Below are 20278 nucleotides of genomic sequence, written 5' to 3'. Positions count from 1 at the left end.
GCAGTGAGCTGCGCCGGGGTGAGCCAAGTATCCCCCGCACCCGGGGGCGGCAGATCCCCCCAAAGAGGGATGCGCCGGCAGGTGGCCGAAACCAAGGTATGAGCCGGGGAAACGATGGCGCAATGTTTTCGCCGGCCCACGCTGACTAGTCTGGATCCATCGGCTCCCCGCAGCACCTGCGGGCCGGCCGTCTTCCCCCGCTACCGGAGAGCTGCCATGAACGATGTTGTCGCCACGCCCCGCCAGACCGCCCCGCTGCGTACGCCCTCCGACCTCAGCCTGCAGGCCGGCAAGGACATCGCCGGTGCGCTCACCGTGCTGCTGGCCGATGTGTTCGCGCTGTACCTGAAGACCAAGAACTTCCACTGGCACCTGTCCGGACCGCACTTCCGCGACTACCACCTGATGCTGGATGAACAGGGCGAGGAGATCTTCGCCACCACCGATGCCATCGCCGAACGCGCGCGCAAGGTCGGCGGCACCACCCTGCGCTCGATCGGGCAGATCCACCGCATCCAGCGCCTGCTCGACAACGACGCGGACTATGTGACCCCCGAAGACATGCTGGCCGAACTGGCTGACGACAACCGCCAGCTCACCCGCTATCTGCGCGCCACCCACGTGGTGTGCACCACCCACAACGACGTAGCCACGACCAGCTTGATCGAGAACTGGATCGACGAGGCCGAACGCCGCAGCTGGTTCCTGTTCGAAAGCACCCGTCCCATCCGCTGATCCACGCGCTGTTTCGTTCCTGCAGGAGACTGCCATGTCCGCTGCACCCCGCATTTCGCTGCCCATCGGCGCACCCGCGCCGGCGTTCCAGCTTCCCGCCACCCCGGACCAGCGCGTCAGCCTGGACGAGCTGCGCGGCCACCCGGTGATCCTCACGTTCTACCCCGCCGACTGGAGCCCGGTCTGCGGCGACCAGCTGGCGCTGTACAACCAGCTGTTGCCCGAGTTCCACCGCAGCGGCGCGCAGCTGGTGGGTATCTCCGTGGATGGGGTGTGGTGCCACGCCGCCTTCGCCGAGCAGCGCCACCTGCATTTCCCGTTGCTGGCCGATTTCGAGCCCAAGGGTGAGGTGGCCCGCCGCTACGGCGTGTACCGCGAACAGGACGGTGTCTGCGAGCGCGCGCTGTTCGTGATCGACGCCGAAGGCATCGTGCGCTGGAGCTACATCTCACCCCTGGGCATCAATCCCGGCGCCGACGGCATTCTGGAAGCGTTGGCGCAACTTCCCTCCACTGCAGGAGCAGCGTCATGAAAGGTCTGTCGATTCCCGTGAGCGCGCAGGACCACAGCCAGGGCCCGGCCGATGCGGCCATCACCCTGGTCGAGTACGGCGACTACCAGTGCCCGTACTGCGGCGAGGCGTACCCGATGCTCAAGGCCGTGCAGCAGGCGCTGGGCGACCGGATGCGCTTTGTGTTCCGCAATTTCCCGATTTCCGAAATCCATCCGAATGCACTGCCCGCAGCGCGTTTCGCCGAAGCAGCCGCCGATGCGGGATTGTTCTGGGAAGCGCATGACCTGCTCTACCAGCGCCAGGATGCATTGAGCGCGCGGGACCTGCAGGGCTATGCCAGGCAGCTCGGGTTGGACCCGGCATTGCTGCAGGCCGCCGACAACGGCGCCTTCGATGCACGTATCGAACGCGACTTCATGGGCGGCGTACGCAGCGGCGTCAATGGCACCCCGTGTCTGTTCATCAATGGCGTGCGCTACGACGGCGCCCGCGATGTGGACAGCCTGGTCGAGGTCCTGACCGAGCTGGCCTGATCCGTTCCGCTGGCGCGCCGGGGTCTCCTCCCCCACCCCGGCCGCGCGCGTGTCGCCTCCCGGCGACGTCCCGTTCAATCCGGTTGTCGTGCCCTGCGCCATTGCAGAGGGCTCATGCCCATTTCGATGCGGAACATGTAGTTGAACGCCGAGGCCGACGCATAGCCCAGGTCATGCGCGATCGCCGTCGGCGAACGCCCCTGCGCCAGCCACTCGATCGCGCGCAGCAGGCGCAACCGGGTGCGCCACGTGCGCAGGCTCATGCCGGTCTCGCGCTCGAAATGCCGCGCCAGCGTGCGCGGCGACGCTCCCAGCACCCGCGCCCACTCGTCCACGCTGCGCGCATCACCGGGCTGGTCGTGCAGTGCCTGGCACCAGCGCTGCAGTCGCGCATCCTGCGGCCACGGCAGGTGGCGCACATGCTGGCGCTGTCGGCGCAGCTGCGTGGTCACCAGCGCGCTCAGGTGCGCGTAGTACACCGCATCGTCTTCCGGCCGCACCTGCCCCAGCTCCACGATCAATTCGCGCAGCAGCGGCGACACATCCAGCACCGCACACCGGTCGGGCATGCCCAGCGCCGGATCATCGGCCACGTAAAGGTTGCGGAACGCCGCCGCACTCAATGCACCGGTGTGATGCACCATGCCGGTGGGCACCCACAGCGCCTGCTGCGGGGTGATCACATGCCGCGCATTGCGGGCCGTTACCTGCAGCACCCCGTGGGTGGCGAACACCACCTGGTTCCAGTCATGTGCATGCGGCGGGAAACGCTCGCCGGCGGCCAGCTCCTGGCTGCGCGCCATCACCGGCCACGGCAGCGCGCGCAGTGACGGCACCGGAACTTCCCTCCAGGGCCCCGGGGGCGTAGACGACCCTTCGTGGCGGCTGATCGACATGGTGCGACATTCTATCGAAAGACAGCCGGCCGCGGCCTGATCGACCATGGCCGCGTCCCCTTCCGGCCGCGCACATGTCCACCTCCCTTGCCTCCCCCACTGCGCTGAAGCCCTGGCAGGTCATCGCCGCCGGCATCTGCGCGCTGGTGCTCACCGTCGGGCTGGCCCGCTTCGCCTATACCCCGCTGCTGCCCCTGATGCTGGCAGATGCCGGCCTCAGCGCCGCGCAGGGCGGCTGGCTGGCGACCTTCAACTACCTGGGCTACCTGCTCGGCACGCTGCTGGCCGCCCGCTTGGGCAACATGCAGCAGAAATTCCGCTTCTACCGGATCGGGCTGGTGCTGGCGGTCGTCGCTACCGGCCTGATGGCGGTCACCACCCAGCCGTGGCTGTGGAGCCTGCTGCGCTTCGTGGCCGGCCTTTCCAGCACCGCCGGCCTGCTGCTGGCCTCCGGGCTGGTACTGAACTGGCTGCTGGCCAACGGACAGCGCCCGCGCCTGGGCCTGCACTTCGCCGGGCTGGGCCTGGGCATCGTGGTGTCCGGGTTGGCTACCGGCATCCTGGCCGGGCATGCCGGGTCCAGTGCGCAATGGGGCTGGCTGGGCCTGCTCGGCGTGCTGTTCCTGGTTCCCGCCTGGTGCTGGATGCCAGCGCCTTCCCCAACCTCCGCCGCCCAGGCCGCGCAGGCCCCACCCCCGCCCAGCCGGCGCTGGCGCCAACTGCTGGTGGCGGCCTACTTCTGCGCCGGCGTCGGCTTCGTGGTCAGCGCCACCTTCATCGTTGCCATCCTCGAACAGACCCCCGCCTTCCGCGGCCACGGCAGCGCGGTGTGGGTGCTGGTGGGGCTGGCGGCGGTACCGTCCACGTTCGCCTGGGACCGCATTGCCGCGCGCATCGGCCTGATCCGCGCCCTGATGCTGGCCTTCGCCCTGCAGGCGGCCTCGTTCGTGCTGCCCCTGCTGGACACTGGCCTGTCCGCCGGGCTCGGCAGCGCGCTGCTGTTCGGCCTGACGTTCGCCGGCATCGTCAGCCTCACCCTCACCGTGGTCGGCCGCCACTACCCGCGCAACCCGGCCAAGGCGATGGCCAACCTCACCCTCAGCTATGGCGTAGCGCAGATCCTGGCACCGGCACTGGCCGGCACACTGGCCCGCAGCAGCGGCAGCTACCAGGCATCGTTGCTGCTGGCGGCCGTCTTCATGGCGGCAGGCATCGTGCTGCTGGCAGCCATGCCCGATAACGCGGGTGACCACGTGCGCGGATGAACACCGATTCATGCGCGACGCACACCTGCGATCAAGCATTTGACGCGCCACACCAAGGCCGCAGCAACGAATGTGAATTTTTTTTGTCGAAACGCTTGCCGAACCCCGTAGACCTCCGTATTATTCGCGTCCTCGCCAGCGGCAACGCAGCGATGAAGTGGCCGAGTAGCTCAGTTGGTAGAGCAGGGGATTGAAAATCCCCGTGTCGGCGGTTCGATTCCGTCCTCGGCCACCACAAATCCAAAAGACCTGCAGAAATGCAGGTCTTTTTTTTTGCATTGCTGTAGTGGCACTGCAGGCAGGCGCATGCAGAATGTGGACACCGTCATTGAACAAGGATGTCCCATGCGTGTCGCGTTGCTTCTGCCGTTCCTGCTGCTCAGCGTTGGTTGCGCGCACCAGAGTGCGATGACCGCACCCAACGCGCCGATACCGACGGTCACGCCAGGCTGGATCACCCCCGCCGAAGCCGTGTTCGCCGCCAACGAAGATCCGCAGCGCGGCATCAGTGGCACCTTCGTGTTCACGGTCAAGAACACCGACGTCACCGAAGATCGCATCTACCTCAACAGCGAACGCGACTACCGCCATCAGCTCGCGTTGAACGTGTGGCTGGATGCCGCGCAACGCGAAGCACTGCAGAAGCAGCTGGGCATGCCGCTGGAATACCTGGTCAACCGTCGCCTGCTGGTACAGGGCACCGCTCGCCGTACCACCATCGCGTTCACCCACGACGGCAAGCCCTCCGGCAAGTACTACTTCCAGACCCAGCTCCAGGTAAGCGACCCGCGCCACGTGCGGTTTGCCCCCTGATCCAGCGCGCGGCTGACAAAACCTTTACACCCGCCAACGCCACGCCCCCTAAGCTCTGGCCTCCTGCCGGGAGACCCCCATGCCCATTCGCCCTGCCCTGTTAGCTGCCGCGCTGTTGTTGACCTCCGTCACCGCTTACGCGGTGGAACCGGTGCGCTCGGTGCCGCAGCTGGACATCGGCCGCTACGCCGGGCAGTGGCATGAAATCGCGCACCTGCCGGTGTCGTTCCAGAAGAAGTGCGTGGGTGACATCACGGCGACCTACGCGCTGCGCGCCGATGGCCGCATCAGCGTGCACAACGCGTGCCGTACCGGCGATGGCGAGCGCATCGCGGCCGAAGGCGTGGCGCGGCCGGTGGAAGGCGAACCGGGCCAGCTGCAGGTGCGCTTCGTGCCCGACTGGCTGGCGTGGGTGCCGCTGGTATGGGCCGATTACTGGGTCATCGCGCTTGACCCGGATTATCAGTGGGCGGTCGTGGGGGACCCGGACCGCAAGTACCTGTGGATCCTCTCGCGCTCGCCGCGGATGGATGCGGCGCTGTTCGCCCGTCTGAAGGCCAAGGCCGAAGCGATGGGGTATGACCTGGCGCCGTTGAAGGTAATGGCCCAGGTGGAGTGACGCCCGGCACGCCTGAAACCTGAATGCACGTTCGCTTGTCTTAGGATGCGTATCGACCAACGGTCGATACCTACCGGCCTTTGGCCCACGGCCTGTGGCCCACCGCGGGTACCTGCCGCCCCGCCATACCCGCACAACCACCATACGCCGTAGTATGCTCTTGCCTACGCGGCACCTGCACGAGGATTTGCGCCCATGTTCCACCGCCTCCGTACCGTTCTTACCGTGGCCCTGCTGGCCGGCACCGCCGTTGCGCTGACCGCCTGCAACACCAACGTCAAGCGGGTCTCGCCGCCGGCGGCCAGCGTGCAGCAGCTGACCGTGGGCGCCAACGGCGACTGGACCCTGGCCCTGCGCCTGCAGAACTTCAGCTCCATGCCCATGACCTTCGACAGCGTGGAGCTGCAGATGCAGGTGGGTGACCAGGATGCCGGCAAGGTAAGCGCACGCCCGGCCATCTCCATCGGGGGTGTCTCGGCGGATGTCATCAATGTGCAGCTGCAGCCCTCCTCGGCCGCGCGCATCGTGGTGGCCGACGCGCTGGCCGGCAACCGCACCCTGGGCTATTCACTCAAGGGCACCGTAGCCGCCACCCCGCAGGAAAAGAAGCAGCGCAGCTTCGAGATCGACAGCCGCAGCACCCTCAACCAGGCCCCCGGCCTGCCCGGCGTGCTGCGCTGAATCCACCCCGTTCCCACTGATTTCCCGTATCTGATCGAGACCTGACGATGAGCAGTTACACCGCACCGCTTTCCGATATCCGCTTCGCCCTGCATGACGTGTTGAAGGTCGAGCCGCTGTTCGCACGCCTGGGCTTTGCCGACGCCACCACCGACGTGGTCGATGCGGTGCTGGAAGAAGCCGGGCGCTTCAGCACCAGCGTGCTTGCGCCGCTCAACAGCGTGGGCGATGAGATCGGCTGCGTGCTCGACCAGGCCAGCGGTGAAGTGACCACCCCGCCCGGCTTCAAGCAGGCGTACACGCAATTCGTCGATGGTGGTTGGACCGGCCTGACCGCCGCCCCGGAACTGGGTGGCCAGGGTCTGCCGCACACGCTCGGCGTGCCGCTCAACGAGATGATCAACGCCGCCAACCTGGCATGGGGCAACTTCCCGCTGCTCTCGCACGGCGCCATTGAAGCGCTGAAGCAGCACGGCGAAGCCTGGCAGCAGGATGCCTTCCTCAAGCCGCTGATCGAAGGCCGCTGGACCGGCACCATGTGCCTGACCGAACCGCATTGCGGCACCGACCTGGGCCTGCTCAAGACCAAGGCCGAACCCAATGCCGATGGCAGCTACGCCATTACCGGCACCAAGATCTTCATCACCGCAGGCGAGCACGATCTTACCGACAACATCGTGCATCTGGTCCTGGCCAAGCTGCCCGACGCCCCGGCCGGTGCCAAGGGCATTTCGCTGTTCGTCACCCCGAAATTCAAGGTCGACCGCAACGGCAACGTGGGCGAGCGCAACGCACTGCGCTGCGGTTCGATCGAACACAAGATGGGCATCAAGGGCTCGGTTACCTGCGTGATGAACTTCGATGGCGCCGAAGGCTACCTCGTCGGTCAGCCGCACAAGGGCCTGCAGGCGATGTTTACCATGATGAACACCGCGCGGCTGGGCGTGGGCCTGCAGGGCATCGGCCTGTCCGAGCGCGCCTACCAGAACGCACTCAAGTATGCGCGTGAACGCCTGCAGTCGCGTTCGCTGAGCGGCCCGAAGAACCCGGACAAGCCGGCTGACCCGATCCTGGTCCATCCGGATGTGCGTCGCATGCTGCTGTCGATCAAGTCGCTGGTGGAAGGCAGCCGCCTGCTGGCGCTGCACGCGGCCACCCTGATCGACGTGGCCCACCATGCCGACGATGCCGGCGAGCGCGAGCGCGCCGAGACGCTGGTGAGCTTCCTCACCCCGATCTCCAAGGCCTGCCAGACCGAATGGGGCATCGAAAACACCTACAACGCCCTGCAGTGCTTTGGTGGCCACGGCTACATCCATGAGCACGGCATGGAGCAGCTGGCCCGCGATGCACGCATCACCACCCTGTACGAAGGCACCACCGGCATCCAGGCGCTGGACCTGATCGGCCGCAAGACCGCCGCCAGCCAGGGCGCCGGGCTGAAGCTGATGCTGGCCGAGATCGACGCCTTCGCCAAGGCCAACGAAGGCAACGAAGCACTGGCCGAGTTCATCGCCCCGCTGCGCGCCAAGGCCCAGGAATGGGGCCAGCTGACCATGGCCACCCTGCAGCGCGCGGCAGCCAACCCGGACGAACTGGGCGCGGCCAGCTTCGATTACCTGTTCTATTCCGGCTACGTGGTGCTGGCCTACTGGTGGGCCCGCAGCGTGGCCGCTGCCGATGCGTCCGCGCAGAGTGAGGCGTTCAAGCAGGCCAAGCGCGAAACCGCCCGCTTCTACTTCGCCCGCATGCTGCCGCGCACCCTCAGCCATGCCGCCGCCATCCAGGCTGGCGCGGAATCGCTCATGGCGATGGACGACGCCCGGTTTGGGGAGTAACCGGCGGCGACATCCGTGGATGTTGCATTCCCGGTAGGTACCCACCGTTGGTGGGTACGGCGGTCGTGAAGCATTACTCCGACCGCACCCCGGGGCGTTGATGGGATACGGGAAGGTCAACCGACCAACGGTCGGTTGCTACCCGGAACGAACCTTTGGTTCGTTCCTATACCCAAATTGCAATCAATCCGGTATAAGCTGTTTTCCCGATGGAGACAGACACTACGCGCTTAGGTCTGATCGATACCGGAGCCTCGTCCGCCCCGGTCCCCGAGCTATCGCCGATCGTTACCCTGCATCGGCCCGGCAGCGTCCGCCTGCTGTCCCTCGATGCCCATGGCCGGGTATTGGACTGGATCAACTGGCAGGACGCCGCCTGCCTCTACTCGCGCGATGCCGTTGCCTGGACCCTGGGCGACCCCTGCCTGCACATCCATGGTGGCATCAACCGGTTGACCGGCCAGCAGAGCGGGGTTGACCTGCACCCGATCATCGCCGCACGTGGCCATGCCCGTTCCCGCGCGATCGACCCCACCCCGACCCTGTCCAACCAGGCGCTGTTCGCGCGTGACGCTCACCTGTGCCTCTACTGCGGCCAACAGTTCCACCGCCCGCAGCTGACACGCGACCACGTCATGCCCCTGTCCAAGGGCGGCCTGGATGTCTGGGAAAACGTGGTCAGCGCCTGCTTCCACTGCAATTCGCGCAAGAGCGACCGCACCCCGCAGCAGGCCGGCATGCCCCTTCTGGCCGTGCCTTACCGGCCCAGCTGGATCGAACACATGATCCTCTCCAACCGGAACATCCTGGCCGACCAGATGGCGTTTCTGAAGGCGCAGCTGCCCAAACGCTCCAAGCTCGCTGCCTGAACCCTGCGACCGGTTGTCGCAGGGATCCTCACCGTGTGCTCACCGGTATGGCGGTTTGCTTGCCCCACCCCGGTTTGGGGGCGAAAATAGGCGCTTGAGAAGAAGCGCGATAAAAATGATCGATTCCGCACGCTATCCCCGCCTGTCGCGCATCCAGAATCCGGATGACCTGCGCAGGTTCGATGAATCCGAACTGCCCGCCATCGCAGATGAACTGCGTGCCTACCTGATCGAATCCGTGGGCAAGAGCGGCGGCCATTTCGGCGCCGGGCTGGGCGTGATCGAACTCACCGTGGCCCTGCACTACCTCTACCAGACCCCGGTCGACCAGCTGGTGTGGGACGTGGGCCACCAGACCTACCCGCACAAGATCCTGACCGGCCGCCGCGACGAGATCCACACCGTCAAGCAGAAGGACGGCGTGGCGCCGTTCCCCAAGCGCGAGGAAAGCGAGTACGACACGTTCGGGGTCGGCCACTCCTCCACCTCCATCTCCGCGGCACTGGGCATGGCCATCGCGCGTCAGCTCGAAGGCGACGACCGCAAGGTGGTGGCGGTGATCGGCGATGGCGCAATGACCGCCGGCATGGCCTACGAAGCGCTCAACCATGCCGGTGGCATGGAGCAGGAACCAAACCTGCTGGTGATCCTCAACGACAACAACATGTCGATCTCCGAAGCCGTCGGCGGGCTGACCAAGATGCTTGGCCGCGCCACCGGCAGCCGCACGCTCAATGCGCTGCGCGAAGGCGGCAAGCGGATCCTGGGCGACAAGAAGAAATCCCCATCGGCGCGCTTCGTCAAGCGCTGGGAAGAACACTGGAAGGGCATGTTCGTGCCGTCCACCTTCTTCGAGGAAATGGGCTTCCATTACACCGGCCCCATCGACGGGCACGACGTGCCTGCGCTGGTGGCCACGCTGAAGACGCTCAAGGGCCTGAAGGGCCTGAAGCTGCTGCACGTGATGACCACCAAGGGCAAGGGCTACGAGCGCGCCGAGGGCGATCAGATCGGTTACCACGCCGTGGGCCCGTTCGACCCCGACAAGGGCCTGGTGGCCAAGGGCGGCGCGAAGAAGCCTACCTACACCGATGTGTTCAGCGACTGGCTGTGCGATGCCGCCGCCGCCGAACCGCGTCTGCTCGGCATCACCCCGGCCATGCGCGAGGGCTCGGGCCTGGTGCGTTTCAGCAGGGAATACCCGGAGCGCTACCACGATGTGGCCATTGCCGAGCAGCACGCGGTGACGCTGGCCGCCGGCATGGCCACCCAGGGGGCCAAGCCGGTGGTGGCGATCTACTCCACGTTCCTGCAGCGCGCCTACGACCAGCTGGTGCATGACGTGGCGGTGCAGAAACTGGATGTTCTGTTCGCCATCGACCGCGCCGGCGTGGTGGGCCCGGACGGTGCCACCCATGCCGGCAACCTGGACCTGAGCTTCCTGCGCTGCGTGCCGCACATGGTGGTGATGGCCCCTGCAGACGAAGCCGAATGCCGGCAGATGCTCAGCACCGGCCTGCAGTACGACGGCCCGGCCGCCGTGCGCTACCCGCGTGGTAGCGGCACCGGTGTAGAGGCCGGCAACGACCTGTCCACGCTGGAAATCGGCAAGGCCGACCTGCGCGTGCAGGGCAGCCGCATCGCGCTGCTGGCGTTTGGCAGCACCGTGCCGGCGGCCGAAGCCGTGGGGCGTGAGCTGGGCCTGAGCGTGGTCAACATGCGTTTCATCAAGCCGCTGGACCGTGCACTGCTGCTGGAGCTGGCCAAGACCCACCAGGGCTTCGTGACCATCGAAGACAACGTAGTGGCCGGTGGCGCCGGTTCGGGCGTTGCCGAACTGCTCAATGCCGAAGACGTGCTGCGCCCGTTCCTGCACCTGGGCCTGCCGGACAGCTTCCAGCACCATGCCAGCCGGGAAGACCTGCTGGCCGAAGCGGGCATTGATGCGGCGGGCATCCGGGCCGCGGTGATGAAGCGCTGGCCGAATCTGGGCAGTCAGGCGCTGAGCGCCTGACCCCAACCCCCCCGCTTGGGAACGCCGTCAGCGGATTTCGAATTCCGCGCGGCAACCGCCGTTGACCCATACGCCGTCGCGGTTCCAGCCCCAGGTGCGGCCTTCAACGCAGGCACTGCGTGAGGTCTGGCGGATCAGCCGGGCCTCGCGGCGGATGCTGACGTTGCAGCGGCGCATGCGGTTGTCGTTGGAATCGCAGCTGATCACCTGCCCGCGTCCACCACCCCAGCCACCGCCGTTGTTGCCCCAACCGTTGCCATTGCCATGCGAGGGCCGCCGGCCTTCGGCCACGAACTCCGCGCGGCAACCACGGGTGACCCACACGCCATTGCGCGCCTGACCCCAGTTGTCGCCCTCGATGCATTGGGTGCCCGACAGCTGCCGCACCAGGCGCGCGCGGCCCTCGATCGGGCACTGCTGGGTGCGGCCCTTGATCGATTCGCAACGAATCGGGCCATCGTTGTAGCCATCGTCACGGTACCGCTCGTACTGCTGCGCCTGGGCAGCCGCGCCAGCAGCCAGCAGCGCCGGCAGCAGCGCCCACACCCACCTGTGCGTTCCATTCGCCATCGCGTTGTTCCTCATGCCTGCCTCGATCCGTTTTGTGAATAGGCACAGGATCATGCAAGCGAGGCCCGTCGCCTATAGGCCGACGATCGCTCATTTCAGGGTCGATTCAACTAGCCAACGCGCAGCTGACCGGCTCCGGGCCGGTCAGCCGTATCGGACCACGTCTACAAAAGCGTCTGCTACTTCTACCCGCACACCAACGCTGCGCCCGGTTTCGGCGTGTTGTTCACGGGCCAGGTTGTCGGCGAAATCGAACGCCACCGCGCCTTCGGCGAAGGCGGCGGCCTCATTGCGGCTGGGGTCCAGAACGCACCAGCGGTGGTCAGCGTGCTTCACGGTAATGTTCATGGTGCACTCCGGGGGGTATCCCTCACCCGCACCATACGGCCGAAGCCGACAGCGAACTATCGGATTAGTCTGATATTGGTATCCGCCCTATACCCGGCCCCACGCTTTCCCTATACCACCGGCAGCGTCATCACGAACCGTGCACCGCCACTGGGCGCTTCCTCCGCCACGATGCTGCCGCCATGGCGCAGCATGATCTCGCGCGCCAGATACAGCCCCAGCCCGCTGCCGCTGCCGCTAGGGCGCAGCCGGTGGAACGGTTCGAAGATCGATTGCCGCGCCTGCTCCGGGACGCCATCGCCGTCATCGCTCACCGACAGCACCCCGCTGGCCTGAAGCTCCACCACCACCAGGCCACGTCCACCCCCATGCGCGATGGCGTTCTGCAGCAGGCCGCTGATCACCCGGTGCAACGCATCGGGATCGCCCAGCACCCAGACCGGTGCCTCCGGTGCGTCTACCGCGAATTCGTAACCGGCATCGATCAGCAGCGGCGCCACATCCGCAGCGACCTCGCCGGTGAGGGCGGCCAGATCGATGCGCTGGTGCTGGCTGCGGTGATGATCCAGCCGCTGCAGGTCCAGCAGCTGCTCGGCGATGTTGCTCAACCGCCCGAGGTCGCGCTGCAGCCGCGAACGGACCTGCCCCGGCGGCAGATCGGCAATGCGCGTGGCCAGGATCGCAATCGGCATGCGCAGCTCGTGCGCGGCACCCACCAGGAAACGATCCTGGGCATCGTAGCTCTCGCCAATGCGCCGCACCGCCGCGTTGAATGCATCCACCAGCGGCACGATTTCGCGCGGCACCGCGTGTGTATCCAGGCCGCGCCCCCGTTCGGTGATCTGGATCGCTGCCGCCTGCGCCGCAACCCGGTTCACCCCGCGCAGCGAACGGTGGATCGCCCACGGTGCCACGACCAGCGTGATCACGATCAGCGGCAGCGTGATCCAGCCGCCGAGATAGCCGATCACCACCAGCATCTGCCGCCACAGGCCCCGATGCGGAATGCCACCCAGCATCACGTGGATGCGGCCACCCTCCGGTTCGGTCACCCACACCCGCATTGCCAGCTCCACCCCGTGGGTGCGCGTGCGCACGTCGGTGGGTTCGACATGCTGCAACTGCTCAACCAGTGGGCGGAACGCAGCCGGCACGTTGCCCTGCTGCAGCGTCCGGCCCTGCTCGTCGGCGGCGGCAAACCAGAACGTGGCCGGGCGATCAGGCACGGCGGCGTCGACCGCCTCCCAATCCACCCCCAGCGCATCGCCCTCAACATGGATGGCCTCGGCCACCGATTGGCTGGTTTTCCAGTCGATGTAGGCTGCGCCACGGTCCCCGTACATCAGCACCATGCCGGTCAGGCCCACCGCCACCATGGTCATCTGGATCAGGCAGATCTTCCAGGCCAGGCTGAAGGACAGCGAGCCGGGTTTGAGGAACTTCATGCGGTCTCCTTGAGCAGATAGCCGATACCGCGCATGACGTGGATTTCCACCTGCGCATCGGCATCGGCCAGCGCGCGGCGCAGCTTGGAGACGTGCGCATCGAGTGCGTTGGACTGAATCTCATCATCGAAGCCGTACACCGCTTCCTGCAGCGCCGCGCGCGCCACCGTGCGGCCCTGGCGCAGGGCGAGTGCTTCCAGCACCAGCAGCTGTCGCCGCGGCAAGGCGAGCAGCGCACCAGCCACGCTGGCCTGGCGCGCCACGAAATCGAACTGCAGCCGGCCCAGCGCCAGCACCGGCAGGGTGATCTGCGCCGGCCGCCGCGAGATCGCGCGGATCCGCGCCAGCAGCTCTTCCACGGCAAACGGTTTGGTGAGGTAGTCATCGGCGCCCACATCCAGTCCCGTCACGCGGTCGGCCACCGAATCGCGCGCGGTGAGCATGATCACCGGCAGGTTGGGAATGTGACTGCGCGCCACCCGCACGAAGTTGGCGCCATCGCCATCGGGCAGCTGCCGGTCCAGCAGCAGCACCTGGTGTACACCCGATTTCAGCGCCTCAGCGGCCTGCGCCATCGACACCACCAGGTCCACCACCATGCCATGCCGGCCCAGGCTGGCCTGGATGGCGCCGGCCAGTTCGGGGTCGTCTTCAAGCAGCAGAATGCGCATGGCAGTACGGGCAAGGGGGAATGGGCGCCGATGGTAACCCGCAGGCCGGCGCAACGTTCCCACAATGTCCGGGCGACATCATGGGGGTTTGATCGCCCCCAGGAGCAGTACCCATGCAGATCGGTTCACGGAAGGCAGCAGCGGCAGGTTTCACCCTGCTGGGCCTGCTGGCCAGCGGCAACGTGCTGGCCCAGGCCGCCCCCGGCGAAAGAGCCCGCAGCAGCCTGGGGTTGGCCGTGGTGGCACAGAAATCGCCCTATGCCGGCTATGACACCGACGTCCTGCCTGTGCCGGTCATCAACTACGAAGGAAAGAAGTTCCATTTCCGCGGCGGCAGCATCGGCTACACGCTGTTGGACAACGACAAGACCGAAGTCTCGCTGCTGGCCCAGCCGCACGTGATGCGTTTCAAGCGCAAGGACACCGATGACCTGCAGCTGCGCCAGCTCGACAACCGCAATCTTTCTGCGATGGCCGGCGTAGCCGTGCGCCACACCGCGCCGTGGGGCGTGCTGCAGGGCAATGTGCTGGCCGAAGTGAGCGGCCACGGCGGCGGCGTGGCGGCCGATGCCAAGTACGCGTACCCGATTCCAACCGGGAAGGTCGTGCTGATGCCCGGCGTGGGCGTGAACTACGCCAGCAGCGCGCTCAACGATTACTACTTCGGCATCAGTGCCGATGAAGCGCAGCGCAGCGGGCTGGCCCGTTACACGGCCGACAGCGGCGTGGCCCCGTATATCGATGTCACCGCGCTGATGCCGCTGGGCGCGCACTGGACCGCCACTGCATCGCTGCGCCGCACCCTGCTTTCCGGTGCGGTGAAAGACAGCCCGATGACCCGGGGCGACCACATGGACACCGCGCTGCTGGCGCTCACTTACGGATTCTGACCATGCGCGAAGGCATCGTACGCCGTGTCGCCAACATAGCGCTGCAGATCGAGCCGGACCGCAACCAGGTACTGCAATGGATCCTGCATGCCCCACTGGCCGCCCTCGGTGGCCACACCACCTTCGAACTGGCCTGCAACGGCCAGGGCGAACGGGTGATTGAACTGCTGCACGGGGTGCTCGCGCAGGCGGGCACCACGCCGCCGCACCTGCCGCAGGCCCCCACATGAGCCGACCCTTCCCGATGCTGAGCACTGACGAACCCGCAGATGCACCGGCGCTGGCTGCGGCGCTGGTCTCGTTCGACCAGGCCGTACAGACGCTGATCGACCAGGACCCGGACCGGCACGGACGCTTTTCCCGCGCCTATGTCACCGCGATTTTCCGTGCGTGCCTGCTGCCGCCCGAACCGGGCGCCGGTGCGCCGCGTGGGCGGCCGGACCCGGAGATCGCCCAGGCGCTCAAGCAATGGATCCAGGCCCAGCTGCTGCGCCACCCCGGCGAAGGCGACGACCACCGCCTCACTGCCGCGCGCCGCGCCGCGCACGGCTTCTGGCTGCAGTCCATGGCCTGCCCGATCGACGATGACGGGCAGCCGCGTGCTGCGCGGCTGCTGGAAGGGCTGCTGGCGCTGACCCACCCGGAGTGATCCGCACGGTTGGGCAGTTTGCGACTTGTTGCGTTGAAAAGCGGGGCCGGCAGGATCACTGTCCGGCTTCCCTTCCAGCGCACTGGACGCACTGACATGCGAGTTCCCTCCGATGTTCCGCCGCCGCTGCCGCCTCGCATTGAACCGCCCTCCCCGCTTGCCGAAGCAGTAAGCCCCGATGCGCCGGGCTGGCAGGAGGCCGCCGAGGCGTTGGATGAGACGACGCCTTCCGCTGCGGACGACAGCGACAGCGCGCACGACCATGAGCACGACGAAGGCGGCAGGCGAAATGGCCCGCTGTGGCCCGACCTGGAAGAGGAAGATCCCGCCCCGCCGCTGGACCACGAGACGGCACGCCGCCCGGAACTGGGCAATGGCTTCTGGGTGTTGCCCGACCCGCGCGTGCCCCTGCCGCGCGTGCATGCACAGAGCCGCAGCCCCTTGATCGCCGAACCCTCGCGCACCTTGTCCACCGATCTGCCCGGCCAGCGCCATGCCCGGCAGGGACGCAATGACAGCGACGACGATACCCGCCGGGAAAGGGACGCTGGCCAGGACGAAGGCCGCGCAAAAGAGTGAGAGCACATCCTCACGGCGCGTTGCCGGCGCATCGCTAGGCTGCAGCTGTTTCCCGACAGCAGGTGTGGCGATGCGTGGTGTGATGGCGGTGATGGTGCTGGCGCTGGCCGCGCCTGCGTGGGCGCAGCAGGATGACGCGGAAACACCCGCGTTCGATCGCCCGGGACTGGGCTTCTCCGCCTCGGTGCTGCCGCGCGGCGGCGCCGCACTGGAACTGGGCCTGCCCAGCTACGAACGCGACCGCGATGACGACGGCACACGCACCACGCAATACGGCACCGACCTGCTGCTGCGCGTGGGCCTGGGCGCCAACCTGGAACTGCAGGCGTTCGGCAGCCCTTGGAACCGCCTGCGCGAAGCGCCGCGCAATGCGCCCTCGACCACCACACGTGGCGCAGGCGACAGCGGCCTGGCACTGAAGTTCGCACTCCCCCTCGAGTCGGACAACCATGCCATCGCGCTGCTGGCCAGCACCAGCTTCGACACCGGCTCGCGCGACTTCAGCGAAGGCGGCACCCAGTACCAGCTCGGCGCCAGCTACGAATACACCTTCAACGACCCGTGGAGCGGAGCGCTGTATGCCAATGCCACGCGCGGCGGGGGCGAAGACGAATTCAGCTGGTCGCCCAGCCTCAGCCTCGCCGTAAGCGACACCGTGAGCACCTACATCGAGGCCGGTTTCACCCATACAAATGGCAAACCTTCCACCTCCGTGGCAGGTGCAGGCGTCACCTGGATGGCAGCAGGAAGAGTGCAGCTGGACGCCTCGTTCGACCTCGGCCTTGACCGCAACAGCCCGGATCTGCAGGCGGGGCTCGGCGTGTCGTTCTACTTCGAATGAACCAAAAAAGCCTGCGCATCGCTGCGCAGGCTTCTTCGGCGGTGTTACACGTTACGGCCCTGGGGTCAGGTCACTTTCCTGGCGACCGTCATGCCCAGCAGGAACAGGATGACGGCGATGATGATGCCGGCCCAGAACAGGAACTTGGCCACGCCAATGGCGGCGCCGCCGATGCCGGCAAAGCCGAGCGCGCCGGCGATGAGACCGATGATGGCGAAGATGATGGCCCACTTGATCATGTTGTTCCTTTCCCCGGAATGCGGGTTGACTGACAGGGCTCCACGCTAGCCATTGACGCGTGCCGCAACAGTGAATGGGGCGCGTGAACGGCGTGAAATCGCTACCTTGACTGTGAAGACGTTGGCTACGTATTCAGGTGCACTCGTAGGAAATTTCCGACGAACGGTAGGGTGCTTCTCCGAGCCACCCCCCGTAAACCATTGATTTTGAAGGTCGCTCACGTAACCTCTCATCACAGCACTGAATGTGTGATCGTTGCCTCAATTTCACCGGCTGGTCACAATGCTGACGTCCCACTCTTCCTTCAAATGCCATGCGCGCATTCGTATCCAAGCAGCACCCTGCCCTGCTCAAGGTCTACTTTGTGGCCTGCTACGTCGTGTTGATTGAAGAAGTGATCCGCGCCGTCGGCTGATTCAGACAGGCACCCGCATCACTGGCCCGGCGGTGGGCGATGGGCGGCTGCCTTGCTCGCAGGCGTTGATTCCTGCAGACGTTTGAGTGCGCTTTGCAGCGCTGACATCCGGAACGGCTTCTGCAACCCGAAGCGATGCTGGAACGCCAGCGGCAGGCTGGACCTGTCATAGCCGGTCAGAAATACGTACGGAATGCCGCGCGACTCCAGCGCCTCGGCTATCGGAAACGACTGTTTCCCGCCCAGATTGATGTCCAGCAACGCCAGGTCGAAGGGCGTCTGCTCGACCATCCGCAGCGCCGCATCCACGGTGCCCACCGGCCCTACCACTTCGTAGCCCAGCGTCTCCAGGCCGTCCTCGACGAGCATCGCGATCAGCGATTCGTCTTCGACTACCAGGACGCGCGGACTCATGGGTGCACCTGGACCGCGTCATCGCCCTGCGGTATCGAGACCCGATACCGCACACCACCCGGCTCGAACGCCAGCTCCACATTGCCGCCGAGATCGTGCTTGATTCCACGTTCCAGCAATCGCGAACCAAACCCGCGCTGCGCGGGCGGCTGCACCGGCGGGCCATCGCGCTCCTGCCACTCCAGTTCGATAAGGTCCCTGCCATCGACCTCGCGGTGCGCCCATTCCACTCGCACGCGGCCTTCGGGACCCGACAGCGCCCCATGCTTGACCGCGTTGGTGCCCAGCTCGTGCAGGGCCATGGCCAGCGCCAGTGCACGGCGGGGATCAAGCCGGCAGGGCCCGCCATGGATGTCGAAGCGCTGTCCCCCTTCGCCATGCAGGTCGCTCGTGGCCTGGACCAGATCCTGGATATCGGCGCTGTGCCAGTTTTCGCGGGTCAACACATCGTGTGCGCCGGCAAGCGCCAACAACCGCTCTTCGATCTTTTCGCCGGCGTCGACGATGCTCTGTGCATTGCGGAAGGTCTGGCGCGTAATGGACTGCACCATGGCCAGCGAGTTCTTGACGCGATGGTTGAGCTCGTTGATGAGCAGTTGCAGGTGCTGCTCGTGGCGCTTGCGCTCGGTTACATCGCGGGTGCTGCCGGCGATGGCCTCCACTTCGCCATCCGGGCCGATCACCGGGGTGAAGATGTAATCGTAGATGCGCACGCCTTCGGTGGCGTGCGGAAACGGTACATCACCACGGATGGGCTGCCTGGTGGCAATCACCCGCTCGATCTCAGCATCGTGCATTGCCGCGTGCCAGGGTTCGTAGCCGATCTCCAGGCAGGTCTTGCCCATGGCCTCATCCCAGCTCATGCCCCACATGTTCAGCAGCGCCTTGTTTGCGTAGATGAAGCGATGTTGCAGGTCAAAGACGTACGACAGATCCGGCGTTGCCTGTAGAAGAGCTTCGTAGATCCGCCACCTGGCGCTGTTGTCTTCCTGTTCCTGCAGCACGGGATAGAGCCCTGTTCATTTGGGGGGAAGCATAGGCGCGGTGGCGTGAAAGCGGGATCACGTCAGCCCTGGGTGAACCGGGGGCGGCAGAAGCGCGCCGGTAGAAGCGGACTGTCAGTCCGCTTTCCCTTCAGCAGGTACGCGTTCCATCGGCTGATACACCAGCCCCAGGTACTCCCCCACCTCCCCCGACACCCGGAACCCATACCGATCGTAGGCCGCCACCGAGCTCAACGATGCCCGCACCGTAACCACCTCGCCCCGCGCGCACTCCAGCAGCGCCTGCATCAGTGCCCGCCCGACCCCCTGCCCCTGCCACCCCGGCGCAACGAACAGCGTGGCCACATGCTGGCCGCCCATCAGCTCGGCCACCCCGACGACCCGCCCGGTGCTCTCGAAGACAAACATGTCGTTGTCGTCGGACATGCGGTCGGCGAAGCCGTTCATCGAAACGATGCCGGTAAACGTCTCAATCCCCAGCGGCGATAGTGACGGCGCCACCGCCTCCAGGAAGGACGCCATGCACACCGCACTGGCCTGCTCCAGATCTGTGGCCCTTAGTCGCCTTACTGTCATTGAGGTGTCCTCCATGAAAACCGGTTTGAAACTGACATCTGCATGGTAGCTGGGGGGACGCAGCCAGCGCAGCGCCCCACACAGAATGTGCCCAGCGCACAAACCAAGCGCGTCGCGCCGCACGGTTTGATCAAGCAAACGCTCCCTACCGCACAGTTCGTCACCCCAGTCGTTGACTGGCCTGTCTCATCGCACGCAGCATCTGTACGTCGCCGCACATTCGGCGGCCGGAATTGGCGTTCCGAGTCAAAGGCGCACCAGCGCCCATCGGCATTTCGCAGGGCGGTGGATCTCACTTCTACTGAGGAATTCCGCAATGTCCAACGACTCCCTCGCAGCGCCAACCCGCGTCACCGTCCACCTCACTCACTACTTCGGCGATATCTCCGACTCGCTGGAATGGAACAGTTCGGCATGGGTCGAACTCGAAGAACGCCTGGCCGCCACCACCCGACCGCTGGATTCGCTGACTATCGGCGAGATCATGCAGGCCCTCGCTGAGAGCCGCTGCGGAAGCTCCCCGGATGCGGGCAACTTCGTCAAACGCATGATCGGCCAGCACGACCCCTCTCGACACGACCTGTTCCGCGCCATACGCAAGCTGTTTCGCATCTACGACCTGAGGATCATCGAACTGCTGGAGCTGATCGATGTGCTGGAACGCTGCCCTGGAACGGTGGAGGACATGCCGATAAAGAACCTCCTCGCACTGATCGCCATCGTGGACATTGATGAAGAGCCCCTGGCACCGATGGAGACAGAGACGGGCACACCGCCAACCACTCACTAGAACCACGCGCTAAAGAAGAAGGCCCTCAGTGGGCCTTTTTCATTCAAATGCAATCACGCATGACTTCCA

Annotated in this window: 25 protein-coding genes and 1 tRNA gene; 17 read left to right on the top strand and 9 right to left on the bottom strand. The window is 66.0% G+C overall.

What is annotated here, in order from left to right; genetic code table 11:
• Nucleotides 1-216 precede the first annotated feature (216 nt).
• The 3 genes from ACTJI4_RS18065 to ACTJI4_RS18055 are packed head-to-tail and all read left to right on the top strand — an operon-like array spanning nucleotide 217 to nucleotide 1782.
• Complete coding sequence (locus ACTJI4_RS18065) at nucleotides 217-735, top strand: Dps family protein (protein WP_392921145.1); 519 nt, start codon at nucleotides 217-219, stop codon at nucleotides 733-735.
• A gap of 34 nt (nucleotides 736-769) precedes the next feature.
• Complete coding sequence (locus ACTJI4_RS18060; RefSeq protein ID WP_392921142.1) at nucleotides 770-1267, top strand: peroxiredoxin; 498 nt, start codon at nucleotides 770-772, stop codon at nucleotides 1265-1267.
• The gene (locus ACTJI4_RS18055; RefSeq protein WP_440870124.1) at nucleotides 1264-1782 is read left to right on the top strand and encodes a DsbA family protein; all 519 of its coding nucleotides are present in this window, start codon (nucleotides 1264-1266) and stop codon (nucleotides 1780-1782) included. The genes ACTJI4_RS18060 and ACTJI4_RS18055 overlap by 4 nt, the downstream gene beginning before the upstream one ends.
• Nucleotides 1783-1856: 74 nt before the next feature.
• On the opposite strand, the gene ACTJI4_RS18050 is transcribed toward ACTJI4_RS18055, so the two are convergent.
• On the bottom strand, nucleotides 1857-2618 hold the full coding sequence (locus ACTJI4_RS18050; protein WP_440870123.1) for an AraC family transcriptional regulator: 762 nt from the start codon (nucleotides 2616-2618) through the stop codon (nucleotides 1857-1859).
• A gap of 134 nt (nucleotides 2619-2752) precedes the next feature.
• Between ACTJI4_RS18050 and ACTJI4_RS18045 the strand changes: the two genes are divergently transcribed.
• The 8 genes from ACTJI4_RS18045 (at nucleotide 2753) to dxs (ending at nucleotide 10777) form a co-directional block, all read left to right on the top strand.
• Nucleotides 2753-3943, top strand: coding sequence for a YbfB/YjiJ family MFS transporter (locus ACTJI4_RS18045; protein WP_440870122.1), 1191 nt, complete (start codon nucleotides 2753-2755; stop codon nucleotides 3941-3943).
• 159 nt (nucleotides 3944-4102) lie between these two features.
• Nucleotides 4103-4178, top strand: a tRNA-Phe gene (locus ACTJI4_RS18040).
• 110 nt (nucleotides 4179-4288) lie between these two features.
• Complete coding sequence (locus tag ACTJI4_RS18035) at nucleotides 4289-4756, top strand: hypothetical protein (RefSeq protein WP_440870121.1); 468 nt, start codon at nucleotides 4289-4291, stop codon at nucleotides 4754-4756.
• A 79-nt stretch (nucleotides 4757-4835) separates the two neighbouring features.
• Complete coding sequence (locus tag ACTJI4_RS18030; protein ID WP_440870120.1) at nucleotides 4836-5375, top strand: lipocalin family protein; 540 nt, start codon at nucleotides 4836-4838, stop codon at nucleotides 5373-5375.
• A gap of 195 nt (nucleotides 5376-5570) precedes the next feature.
• The gene (locus ACTJI4_RS18025; RefSeq protein WP_392921125.1) at nucleotides 5571-6056 is read left to right on the top strand and encodes an LEA type 2 family protein; all 486 of its coding nucleotides are present in this window, start codon (nucleotides 5571-5573) and stop codon (nucleotides 6054-6056) included.
• A gap of 47 nt (nucleotides 6057-6103) precedes the next feature.
• Nucleotides 6104-7894: an acyl-CoA dehydrogenase C-terminal domain-containing protein gene (locus ACTJI4_RS18020; protein ID WP_392921123.1), complete on the top strand. Its 1791-nt coding sequence runs from the start codon at nucleotides 6104-6106 to the stop codon at nucleotides 7892-7894.
• A 209-nt stretch (nucleotides 7895-8103) separates the two neighbouring features.
• The gene (locus ACTJI4_RS18015) at nucleotides 8104-8763 is read left to right on the top strand and encodes an HNH endonuclease (RefSeq protein ID WP_392921120.1); all 660 of its coding nucleotides are present in this window, start codon (nucleotides 8104-8106) and stop codon (nucleotides 8761-8763) included.
• A 115-nt stretch (nucleotides 8764-8878) separates the two neighbouring features.
• Nucleotides 8879-10777: a 1-deoxy-D-xylulose-5-phosphate synthase gene (gene dxs, locus ACTJI4_RS18010; RefSeq protein ID WP_392921117.1), complete on the top strand. Its 1899-nt coding sequence runs from the start codon at nucleotides 8879-8881 to the stop codon at nucleotides 10775-10777.
• Nucleotides 10778-10804: 27 nt separating this feature from the next.
• Here dxs and ACTJI4_RS18005 read toward each other — a convergent pair whose 3' ends face one another.
• The 4 genes from ACTJI4_RS18005 to ACTJI4_RS17990 all read right to left on the bottom strand — a co-directional run bounded on the left by ACTJI4_RS18005 (nucleotide 10805) and on the right by ACTJI4_RS17990 (nucleotide 13811).
• Nucleotides 10805-11347 (bottom strand): DUF3011 domain-containing protein, encoded by a 543-nt coding sequence (locus ACTJI4_RS18005; protein WP_392921115.1) that lies wholly within the window; start codon nucleotides 11345-11347, stop codon nucleotides 10805-10807.
• A gap of 144 nt (nucleotides 11348-11491) precedes the next feature.
• Nucleotides 11492-11695, bottom strand: a complete 204-nt coding sequence (locus tag ACTJI4_RS18000) for a hypothetical protein (RefSeq protein WP_440870119.1) — start codon at nucleotides 11693-11695, stop codon at nucleotides 11492-11494.
• A gap of 110 nt (nucleotides 11696-11805) precedes the next feature.
• A complete protein-coding gene (locus ACTJI4_RS17995) occupies nucleotides 11806-13140 on the bottom strand; it encodes a sensor histidine kinase (protein ID WP_392921108.1) in 1335 nt (444 codons plus the stop codon).
• Nucleotides 13137-13811, bottom strand: coding sequence for a response regulator transcription factor (locus tag ACTJI4_RS17990; RefSeq protein ID WP_392921104.1), 675 nt, complete (start codon nucleotides 13809-13811; stop codon nucleotides 13137-13139). The genes ACTJI4_RS17995 and ACTJI4_RS17990 overlap by 4 nt, the downstream gene beginning before the upstream one ends.
• 113 nt (nucleotides 13812-13924) lie before the next feature.
• Here ACTJI4_RS17990 and ACTJI4_RS17985 point away from each other — a divergent pair, with 113 nt between their 5' ends.
• The 5 genes from ACTJI4_RS17985 (at nucleotide 13925) to ACTJI4_RS17965 (ending at nucleotide 16770) form a co-directional block, all read left to right on the top strand.
• Nucleotides 13925-14701: a MipA/OmpV family protein gene (locus ACTJI4_RS17985; protein WP_392921101.1), complete on the top strand. Its 777-nt coding sequence runs from the start codon at nucleotides 13925-13927 to the stop codon at nucleotides 14699-14701.
• Nucleotides 14702-14703: 2 nt separating this feature from the next.
• Nucleotides 14704-14931, top strand: a complete 228-nt coding sequence (locus ACTJI4_RS17980; protein ID WP_440870118.1) for a hypothetical protein — start codon at nucleotides 14704-14706, stop codon at nucleotides 14929-14931.
• Nucleotides 14928-15350: a hypothetical protein gene (locus ACTJI4_RS17975; RefSeq protein WP_392921095.1), complete on the top strand. Its 423-nt coding sequence runs from the start codon at nucleotides 14928-14930 to the stop codon at nucleotides 15348-15350. Before ACTJI4_RS17980 ends, ACTJI4_RS17975 begins: the two co-directional genes overlap by 4 nt.
• Nucleotides 15351-15446: 96 nt before the next feature.
• On the top strand, nucleotides 15447-15929 hold the full coding sequence (locus ACTJI4_RS17970) for a hypothetical protein (protein ID WP_392921092.1): 483 nt from the start codon (nucleotides 15447-15449) through the stop codon (nucleotides 15927-15929).
• A 70-nt stretch (nucleotides 15930-15999) separates the two neighbouring features.
• On the top strand, nucleotides 16000-16770 hold the full coding sequence (locus ACTJI4_RS17965; RefSeq protein ID WP_440870117.1) for a transporter: 771 nt from the start codon (nucleotides 16000-16002) through the stop codon (nucleotides 16768-16770).
• Nucleotides 16771-16835: 65 nt separating this feature from the next.
• Here the strand turns inward: ACTJI4_RS17965 and ACTJI4_RS17960 are convergent, their stop codons facing one another.
• The 4 genes from ACTJI4_RS17960 to ACTJI4_RS17945 form a co-directional block, all read right to left on the bottom strand.
• The gene (locus tag ACTJI4_RS17960; protein ID WP_392921086.1) at nucleotides 16836-17009 is read right to left on the bottom strand and encodes a DUF1328 domain-containing protein; all 174 of its coding nucleotides are present in this window, start codon (nucleotides 17007-17009) and stop codon (nucleotides 16836-16838) included.
• Nucleotides 17010-17443: 434 nt separating this feature from the next.
• Entirely contained in the window at nucleotides 17444-17839 is a 396-nt protein-coding gene (locus ACTJI4_RS17955) for a response regulator (protein WP_440870116.1), read from the bottom strand.
• Nucleotides 17836-18840, bottom strand: a complete 1005-nt coding sequence (locus tag ACTJI4_RS17950) for an HWE histidine kinase domain-containing protein (RefSeq protein WP_392922002.1) — start codon at nucleotides 18838-18840, stop codon at nucleotides 17836-17838. Before ACTJI4_RS17950 ends, ACTJI4_RS17955 begins: the two co-directional genes overlap by 4 nt.
• Before the next feature lie 117 nt (nucleotides 18841-18957).
• Nucleotides 18958-19365: a GNAT family N-acetyltransferase gene (locus ACTJI4_RS17945; RefSeq protein WP_440870115.1), complete on the bottom strand. Its 408-nt coding sequence runs from the start codon at nucleotides 19363-19365 to the stop codon at nucleotides 18958-18960.
• A gap of 370 nt (nucleotides 19366-19735) precedes the next feature.
• On the opposite strand from ACTJI4_RS17945, the gene ACTJI4_RS17940 reads away from it, so the two are divergent.
• Nucleotides 19736-20209, top strand: a complete 474-nt coding sequence (locus tag ACTJI4_RS17940) for a hypothetical protein (protein ID WP_440870114.1) — start codon at nucleotides 19736-19738, stop codon at nucleotides 20207-20209.
• Nucleotides 20210-20278: the final 69 nt, after the last annotated feature.

It is taken from the genome of Stenotrophomonas sp. 22385 (genome assembly GCF_052045085.1).
Lineage (GTDB): Bacteria > Pseudomonadota > Gammaproteobacteria > Xanthomonadales > Xanthomonadaceae > Stenotrophomonas.
This window is presented reverse-complemented; position numbering and strand designations above follow the sequence as displayed.